Source organism: Vibrio minamisatsumaniensis (assembly GCF_050337445.1).
Lineage (GTDB): Bacteria > Pseudomonadota > Gammaproteobacteria > Enterobacterales > Vibrionaceae > Vibrio > Vibrio artabrorum.
On record NZ_JAKJSY010000115.1, the window covers coordinates 1 to 7,951 of the forward strand.

Consider the following 7,951-nt stretch of genomic DNA (forward strand, 5'->3'; position numbering starts at 1 on the left):
GGCGATAACAATACATTCTATGTTGGTAAAAACACCATTTTAGACAATGTGAAGGTGGAAATCTTATCCAATAATGCGGTTATGGCTATTGGTGAGGAGGTTTCTATGGGGAAAGGGCGCTTAAATATTTCTGATGCGTCCGGACAGTTCTCTTCGATTGTTAGTGGCAAGGCGGATGTACGCTCGGAAAATATGCCCAAGTCTGAGAGAATCAATCTGAGTGTTGGAGATGGTTCGATGATTGCTGAAGGTGTTACTATGATGACTGCTGATGGTCATCCTATTTTAAATTCCGACGGTATCAAAATCAGTAGCTATGGTGATATCACATTGGGTAAGCACGTCTGGGTTGGTTCTAATGCGACGATATTAAAAGGTGTAACGGTAGGTCGTGGTTCGGTGATTGGTTTAAATAGCGTTGTGACGAAGTCAATACCTGAAAATACAATCGCAGTTGGTATCCCATGCAAGCCTATCAAGCGAGATTTTGGCTTTTGGGCAAGAAGCGTCTCCACTTCGAATATAGAAGCTGCAAAGCAGAGACTTGATATTAGCTGATTTTTTTATGTGCCATAAGTGAAGCTACCTTCTGTGGTACAAACTGACTAATGTCCCCACCGTGTATAGCGACTTCACGAACAATGGTTGAAGAGAGGAAGGCATACTCTTCTGAAGGGGTAAGGAACACGCTTTCAAGCCCCGGCAATAACTTGCGGTACATGCTAGTGAGACCAAACTCATACTCAAAATCCATGGTTGTTCTTAAACCGCGTACTAATACGTTGGCTTGCTGCTGTTTAGCAAAGTCCACCAGTAATCCAGAAAACCCTTCAACAGATACGTTAGGTAGGTGAGCCACAGCATCACGCAGCAGTTCAACTCGTTCATCTAACTCAAACATGGTTTTTTTACTTGGACTTGCAGCGACTCCAACCGTGATATGGTCAAACATGCTTGCGGCACGAACAATAATATCAAGGTGACCATTGGTCACAGGATCAAAAGTTCCTGGGTAGATAACGTGTGTAGTCATATTAGCTGTCCTTGCTTGATGTTTGGCGAGAGTTTAACACTTTGTTGAGTTGCTGCTTGACCATATCGAGTGTGATGTCTTTCATCAGATCATCGCCTTTAGCACGAGTTCCCCATGGAAGGTCTGCGACGGGTTTACCTTGTTGCTCCTCTACGTGCTGTTGATAAACACTGACCACGATATCAAGGTCATTATAAGGGCCGGTTCTACGAGGATCGCTGTGTGCGTACAAGCCGATGACCGGGGTCGACTGTGTGGTTGCCAAGTGTGCTGGCCCGGTATCAGGTGCCAACACCACCGTTGCATGTTTGAGTACGGCAGTCAGCTGTTTCAAGTTCGTTTTGCCAACCAAGTTCGTGATTGGCGACTGGCATAATTTTTCGATGTCGTTACCTAGGTTGACTTCTCTTGGCGCTGGAGAACCACATAACACCACTTGCATGCCTTGTTCGATAGCATAGTCAGCAATCGCGGCGTATCGCTCTGTTAGCCAGTTGCGAGAATCTTTGCTAGCCGCAGGGGAGATAACCAAGGTCGGTTTGTCTGCCATGGTGCTGATTGCTAACTGTTCGTCTTCCGCTGTTAAAGGGATATCCCATTGAGGCTTATCGAAGGGTACACCAATATAGCGGGAAAATTCGGCAAAGTTATCCAATACATGGAACTTGTCTGAAATAGGCAGGTGGTGATTGGTAAAGAGTGACTGCGCTTCACGAGTACGATTTTTACCAAAACCTACTTTATATTTCGCTTTGATTCCCCAAGACAGTACACTGGCTCTGAGTGCAGCTTGCATGTGTAGCAGCGCATCAAATTTACGATCAGACAGTTGACGCCATAATTCACGCATTCCTTTGAAGCCTTGCTTCTTGTCGAAAATAATCACTTCAATACCCGGCAGGTCGCCGATCAGCATGGCTTCTATTTTGCCGGTGATCCAAGTGATTTTCGTTTCGGGCCACTGCTTCTGGATGGCTTGAACCACAGAAATAGCATGACAAACATCGCCAATCGCGGAGAGGCGAAGTATGCAAAGAGATTGAGGTGCAGTTGAGAACAGTGACATAAAGTACTCGAAAAAAGTGAATAACATCAGAATTATGCAGATACTCGCATTAGTTGTAAAATAGCAATGACGAAAAGCGACCCAAAGGCCTCATCGATGGAAACGATTAGCACCAACAATCAAACAATTTGGTACGACCCTAAACTTCTTACTCAGGTAGCAAAGGACGATATTGCTCAGATATTCGAGGTTGAATACTGGCAGCAACACGATGCCATTTCTGGAAGTGCACAGGGTCGCGGTACTACATGGTTTATTCAGCTTGATGGAATGCAAGCTGCGTTGCGTCACTATCGTCGAGGCGGGTTGTTTGGAAAGCTCGTCGAAGATCAATATCGTTTCTCTGATTGGGGGAGCACGCGTTGTGCGATGGAGCTTAATGTTCTTAACGTATTGGCTAAGGCTGGTGTCAATGTGCCGAGGCCGATTGCCGCACGAGCGACGAAAAGTGGACTATTTTACCGTGCTGATTTGATGTCGGAACGAATCCCTAATGCGAAAGATCTCGTTGATGTTTTGGTTGCAAAACCAATCGATGCGAATATTTATCGTAAGATTGGCCAAGAGATACGCAAGATGCACGATGCTGGGGTCAATCATACCGATCTCAACATTCATAATATCCTGCTTGATGGTGCGCAAACCGTGTGGATTATTGACTTTGATAAGTGTGGTCAGCAAGCGGGTGATGACTGGAAAGACGGTAACTTGAATCGCCTAAAGCGCTCGTTCTTAAAAGAAGTGAACAAGCGCCAGATTCAATGGCAGGAGTCGGATTGGGAGCCGTTGTTAAAAGGCTACCAAGGTTAATTCAATGGTTGTTAACCAAGAATCTGTTGCAAGGTGTTACCCAGCGCCCCTCGGTTCTGCTCAACCACTTGATAAGCTGCTAAGCCTCTTTCTTTACGCAAGTCAGGTTGGATGAACAGCTCTCTGAGCTGGCTTGCCATTTCATTGCTGTTTTGACAAATAGTGACAGCTTGAGCTTCAAGCAGTTTGTCGGTGATCTCGCTGAAATTAAAGTAGCTAGGGCCATTCAGTAAAGGCAATTGCAAGGCTGCGGGTTCGAGAAGGTTGTGGCCGCCTACTTTAGCGCCCACAAGGCTTCCGCCCATAAAACAGACATCAGCACCACCGAGTAGTACCAACATTTCTCCCATCGTATCCGCAATATACACTTCAACATCAGCGGTGAGGGGTTGCTGACTCGTTCGAGTGATGGTGTTGAATTGGTGTTGTTTAGCCAGTTCTGTCACTTGATTAAATCTCTCTGGATGACGAGGCACAATCATTAATAACGCACTCGGGTTGTCTTGTAGAAGTTGTCTATGAGCGTCTAAAATAAGGTCATCTTCACCTTGGTGAGTGCTTGCTGCAATCCAGACATCGCGCTCAAAGCCTATTTGTTCACGTAACGCTTTGCCTTTTGATACTTGTTCTGCTGAGACGTCAATATCAAACTTGATCGAGCCAGTCACATGCACCGATGCTTTATCTAATCCTAATCGTATAAAACGTTCAGCATCACTTGGGTATTGGCAAAGTACTTGAGAGAGGTTTTTGGCTAAGAGGTCAAAAATGGCTTGGAATTTAGCATAACGCTGGCATGAGCGTTCCGATAGACGAGCGTTGAGTACCGAAATGGGAATGCCAGCTTTCGCCACGCAATGCAGTGTGTTTGGCCAAAGTTCAGTTTCCATAATCAACATCTGCTTTGGTTTAACTGATTTTAGAAAGCTTCGCACACACCAAGAAAAATCAATCGGCATGTAGCGATGCTCGACCAAATCACCAAGCTTTTCTATTTGCTCTGCGCCTGTGCTGGTCGTGGTGGTGACAATAATGGCTTGGTTTGGATCTCGCAGCTTCAATTGCTTTATTATTGGTATGGCGGCAATAGATTCACCAACCGATACGGCATGAATCCAGATAGGATTTTTACCTTGAATTTGTGGTGTGATACCGAAATGTTCTTTCCAACGCTGACCAAAACGTGGTTTTCCGGGCTTGCTCTTATAAAGCCCATACAGAAGCAGCGGTGAGGTTAGTGACAATATAAGAGTGTATATAAGTCGTATAAGCATAAATATGAGGACTTCGAGAGTAAAATAAAGAAACATCGTTGATTCGTTATATCTTAAGTTAGAATGTACTCACACACTAGTGATTAAAGAAATTGGCACGAAAGGTAAATATTGTGAACTGTAAAAATCGCCGTTACTTGATGTATATATCACAAAATTATTCATATGCTATCTTGCGTCCTCTGCAGAAAGTGATTTTAGCTCATCAGGGTGAAGTGCGTTGGTTCTTGGAGGGAGATGAAGTTGATGGACACTTTTTAACCGAGGGTGAGATACGGCTACATAGCATCGAAGATGTTAACCAATGGAAGCCTGACGCGGTATTCGTGCCTGGGAATGTCGTGCCTAGTTTTATCCCCGGTGTTAAAGTCGGAGTTTTTCATGGTTTTAATTCTGGAAAGCTCAATCGACGTGGCAGGGAAGACCATTTTGAAATTCGAGGGTGCTTTGATATGTATTGTACTCAAGGTCCTCAAACGACAGAGCCATTTTTACAGCTAAAAGCAGAACACGGTTTTTTTGAGGTCAAAGAAACGGGGTGGTCAATGTTAGACCCCATGTTTTCACAACATAATGAGAACCCATACTCAAATGATGATGACTCTCGCCCTGTTGTTCTGATGTGTTCCACTTTTTCCCGCAACCTTACGTGTGCTCCTCATTTATATGAAGAAGTGAAGCGCATGTCACAGAGTGGTAGGTGGCGTTGGTTAGTGCAATTCCACCCTAAAATGTCGCCTGAAATTGTCGATATGTATAAGTCCTTAGAGAGTGAAAACCTTAAGTTTGTGGAAACGGATAACGTTATTCCATTGCTTCAAGCTGCCGATGTTATGCTGTGTGATACCTCGTCGGTATTGCTGATGTTTTTGTTACAACGAAAGCCAGTCGTTACTTTTAAAAATCAGCAGCCTAAACCTCATCTATTGAACATAGAAGAAAAGCAGTTAGTCGAAGCAGCATTAGAAAATGCGTTATCTAGACCGCCAGAACTCATGCAAGCTGTAGATGAATACTGTGAGTTCATTCATCCCTATCATGACGGGAAAGCAAGCCATCGTATTTTGTCAGCCGCGAATGGGTTGATAGAATCAGGTTTAGTTGGCATGAAGAAAAAGCCTATGAACTTATTGCGACACTTCAAAATGAGAAAGAAGCTTAAGTATTGGGGGTGGTAGTCTTCGGTATGCATATTGTTGACTCTAGTTTCAATAACTCAACCAAGAATGAATTTATAAATGAATAAAATTAAACTATTAGCTATAACTCACCATAACCGCCCTAATATTAACCCTATTAGACCCGAAGCCTCTCAAATCATAGGGTTACATTACTCAGGAGAAGTTGATGTGACAGTCCTGTGTAACCCAGGCTCTGGCTTAATTGCCTATTTTGAGCAGCATGGGATTCGAGTAATGACGGATCCTTTAGATAGGAAGTTATCATATTCAACCATCAAAAAAATCCGAAACATTATCCTGTCGGAAGACATAGAAATCCTTCACTTATTTAATAACATAGCTTGCAGTAATGGAGCAACAGCAGCCATTGGAACAAAGGCCAAAGTAATTGCCTACAGAGGGCAGACAGGAAATGTCAGTCGTTTTGATCCAGCAAGTTATCTTAATATGCTTCATCCAAGACTGAATAAAATCATTTGCGTTGCTAATGCTGTTCGAGATGATTTAAAGCAGCACGTTTGGGGTGATAAAAACAAACCAGTAACCGTGTATAAAGGTCATGACCAAACTTGGTACCAAAAATCGCCCGCTAATTTGTCGTCACTCAATCTTCATGAGGATAGCTTTAAGCTTTCATTAGTTGCCAACTTAAGGCCACGAAAAGGTCTGCATGTTTTGATGGATGCGGTTCATCTTTTACCAAAAGATATAAACCTTGATGTTTTACTTGTGGGCGCAGATCCTAGTTCTGAAAAAATACAAGAGATGATCGTTCGTAGTGGCAAGCCAAATCGTGTTCATGCCTTAGGTTATAGGACAGATGCACCAGAGGTTGCCGCAGCCTCTGATTTAACTATCTTGCCAACAACCAAGCGTGAAGGTTTGTGCCGGGCTGTTTTGGAAGCAAACTCATATGGTATACCAGCCATTGTGTCTGACACTGGAGGGAATGCTGAATTAGTGGTTGATGGTGAAACGGGATTCGTGGTTGTCCCTGGTGATGCTCAGCAGCTTGCTGATGCTATACTGAAGCTCTATAACAATCGAGAGTTGTGCCAACAGTTCGGTAGAGCGGCGAAGCAACGTGTTATTGATAAATTCAATGTGGCTCAGGGAGTTGAGGCAACACTTAGAGTGTACAAAGGGTTGTTAAAGTAACGGTGTAAGAAAAGAGTCAGTATTGATGGATTTATATATGTGCTCCACTTTGCGTCATTTTATGTTTGCGCTTTTAAGGGCCAGTAAAAACGCAGAGCAAAATAGTCTAATTATTGTCATTCTTGACCAGCAAGGATTAGACGAAAAGCAGTTTGATTTGTCGACGTTACCTCGCTCGGTGTCGGTAAAGTTTGTGAATAGGAAATTATTACTAAGGAGGGTGTATCGTGGGTTGTTGGGGTTTGCACATAAACTATATGCAACTGCTTTAATTTCAAGTGCTTACTTTAAGCGTCGAACAAGAAAGTTGGTGCTTGAAGATGAGTTGGGTTTTGATCAAAATACGGAGATCAGCCTATTCTTATTTAATGATAGAAATCGATTAGCGAGATTATTGAGGCACTTGGTTAATCAATACCAAGTGATTGAAGATGGATTGTCAAACTATAGTGGGTCACCACTGAGTGCAATTGAACGCTTGTTTTCAATTAACCGGCAGAATCGGTATTTCGGGGATGATGTCCGTTGCACCAATATCTTTTTATTGAATAAAGACTCAGCTCCAAAGGCTATTAATTCTAAGGTAAGTACTATCGATTTTGTGGATACCGATATAGTCAATGATTTTTTATTGCCTATCTTTAAGGTTGACCGTTCTAGCCTTGATCATTTGCCTCAGGTTCTTATTGCCACACAACCTATATCAATCGCAGGTATGAGTAAATCTGAGGTCACTTTGAAGGTGTATCAAGAAGTTGTAAATAAACTTAAAAAAGATAACATTTCATATCAATTTAAAGTTCATCCTAGAGAGAACGAAGATAAGTATAGAGAGTTCTTTCCTATGGCGACATTTGTAGATAGTAAGACCCCATTAGAGCTACTTCTTTTTTCACAGAGAAGGAAACTAAATATAGTTTCCATTTATTCTAGCGCAGGAATGGGATTCGAAAAATTTTTCAATCGTATAACTCTTATTGATGATGAAGAAGCTGAGCGTCAGGGTGAAATATACTTGAAATGGAGTAAGAGTATGAATGGTGTTAAGAGAAGGCTAGAGGATTTAAATTTTGATTAGAAAAATGGTTTTTGTAATATCAGCCTTGAAAGGGGGCGGAGCTGAAAAGTTTGTACTTAACCTTTATAAAGCTATGGAAAAATACCAAGGTTATGAGTGCCATATCGTGTCAATTGAAAAAGCGGTAGAACATAATATTGATGGATACCGAGTACATTTTGTTAGTGATTTTTGTAATGTGTCAAAAAAGGGGCTGCGTCGTTTATCATACAAGAAGAATATAGCTAGAGCTGTAGATGACTACATAATAAAAAATATATCAGAAGATGCTTTTGTTTTGAGTAACATGCTTTTGGCTGATAAAATTATGTCTAAAAGTGTTTTACGTGTAAATCATGTTATACATAGTTC

8 protein-coding genes and 1 pseudogene are annotated in these 7,951 nt (G+C 42.3%); 6 read left to right on the forward strand and 3 right to left on the reverse strand.

Annotation, left to right across the window (positions count from 1 at the left end; genetic code table 11):
• On the forward strand, nt 1–558 hold a 558-nt coding region (locus L4B77_RS18515; protein ID WP_429752234.1), incomplete at its 5' end, for an acyltransferase.
• On the opposite strand, the gene coaD is transcribed toward L4B77_RS18515, so the two are convergent.
• Both coaD and L4B77_RS18525 read right to left on the reverse strand, forming a co-directional pair.
• Nucleotides 551–1,033 carry a pantetheine-phosphate adenylyltransferase gene (gene coaD / locus L4B77_RS18520; RefSeq protein WP_429752236.1) on the reverse strand — a complete coding sequence of 161 codons (483 nt, stop codon included), beginning with the start codon at nt 1,031–1,033 and terminating at the stop codon, nt 551–553. The two genes, L4B77_RS18515 and coaD, sit on opposite strands and share 8 nt — an antisense overlap.
• Before the next feature lies 1 nt (nt 1,034).
• On the reverse strand, nt 1,035–2,099 hold the full coding sequence (locus L4B77_RS18525; RefSeq protein ID WP_429752238.1) for a glycosyltransferase family 9 protein: 1,065 nt from the start codon (nt 2,097–2,099) through the stop codon (nt 1,035–1,037).
• A 96-nt stretch (nt 2,100–2,195) separates the two neighbouring features.
• Between L4B77_RS18525 and L4B77_RS18530 the strand changes: the two genes are divergently transcribed.
• Nucleotides 2,196–2,909 (forward strand): 3-deoxy-D-manno-octulosonic acid kinase, encoded by a 714-nt coding sequence (locus L4B77_RS18530; protein WP_429752240.1) that lies wholly within the window; start codon nt 2,196–2,198, stop codon nt 2,907–2,909.
• An 11-nt stretch (nt 2,910–2,920) separates the two neighbouring features.
• Here the strand turns inward: L4B77_RS18530 and waaA are convergent, their stop codons facing one another.
• A complete protein-coding gene (gene waaA / locus L4B77_RS18535) occupies nt 2,921–4,183 on the reverse strand; it encodes a lipid IV(A) 3-deoxy-D-manno-octulosonic acid transferase (protein ID WP_429752242.1) in 1,263 nt (420 codons plus the stop codon).
• Between the two features lie 113 nt (nt 4,184–4,296).
• Here waaA and L4B77_RS18540 point away from each other — a divergent pair, with 113 nt between their 5' ends.
• From L4B77_RS18540 to L4B77_RS18555, 4 genes and pseudogenes are all read left to right on the forward strand, one after another.
• On the forward strand, nt 4,297–5,361 hold the full coding sequence (locus L4B77_RS18540) for a CDP-glycerol--glycerophosphate glycerophosphotransferase (RefSeq protein WP_372039687.1): 1,065 nt from the start codon (nt 4,297–4,299) through the stop codon (nt 5,359–5,361).
• A 60-nt stretch (nt 5,362–5,421) separates the two neighbouring features.
• On the forward strand, nt 5,422–6,522 hold the full coding sequence (locus L4B77_RS18545) for a glycosyltransferase (protein ID WP_429752244.1): 1,101 nt from the start codon (nt 5,422–5,424) through the stop codon (nt 6,520–6,522).
• Nucleotides 6,523–6,547: 25 nt separating this feature from the next.
• Nucleotides 6,548–7,600 (forward strand): glycosyltransferase family 52, encoded by a 1,053-nt coding sequence (locus L4B77_RS18550; RefSeq protein ID WP_429752246.1) that lies wholly within the window; start codon nt 6,548–6,550, stop codon nt 7,598–7,600.
• Nucleotides 7,593–7,951 (forward strand): annotated as a pseudogene (locus L4B77_RS18555) (glycosyltransferase); the annotation flags it as partial. The gene L4B77_RS18550 and the pseudogene L4B77_RS18555, both read left to right, overlap by 8 nt.

What these genes read in the sequence shown, in the direction of transcription:
- coaD (WP_429752236.1), bottom strand. Translation starts at nt 1,033, where the DNA reads ATGACTACACACGTTATCTACCCAGGAACTTTTGATCCTGTGACCAAT.
- L4B77_RS18530 (WP_429752240.1), top strand. Translation starts at nt 2,196, where the DNA reads ATGGAAACGATTAGCACCAACAATCAAACAATTTGGTACGACCCTAAA.
- L4B77_RS18525 (WP_429752238.1), bottom strand. Translation starts at nt 2,099, where the DNA reads ATGTCACTGTTCTCAACTGCACCTCAATCTCTTTGCATACTTCGCCTC.
- L4B77_RS18550 (WP_429752246.1), top strand. Translation starts at nt 6,548, where the DNA reads ATGGATTTATATATGTGCTCCACTTTGCGTCATTTTATGTTTGCGCTT.
- waaA (WP_429752242.1), bottom strand. Translation starts at nt 4,183, where the DNA reads ATGCTTATACGACTTATATACACTCTTATATTGTCACTAACCTCACCG.
- L4B77_RS18545 (WP_429752244.1), top strand. Translation starts at nt 5,422, where the DNA reads ATGAATAAAATTAAACTATTAGCTATAACTCACCATAACCGCCCTAAT.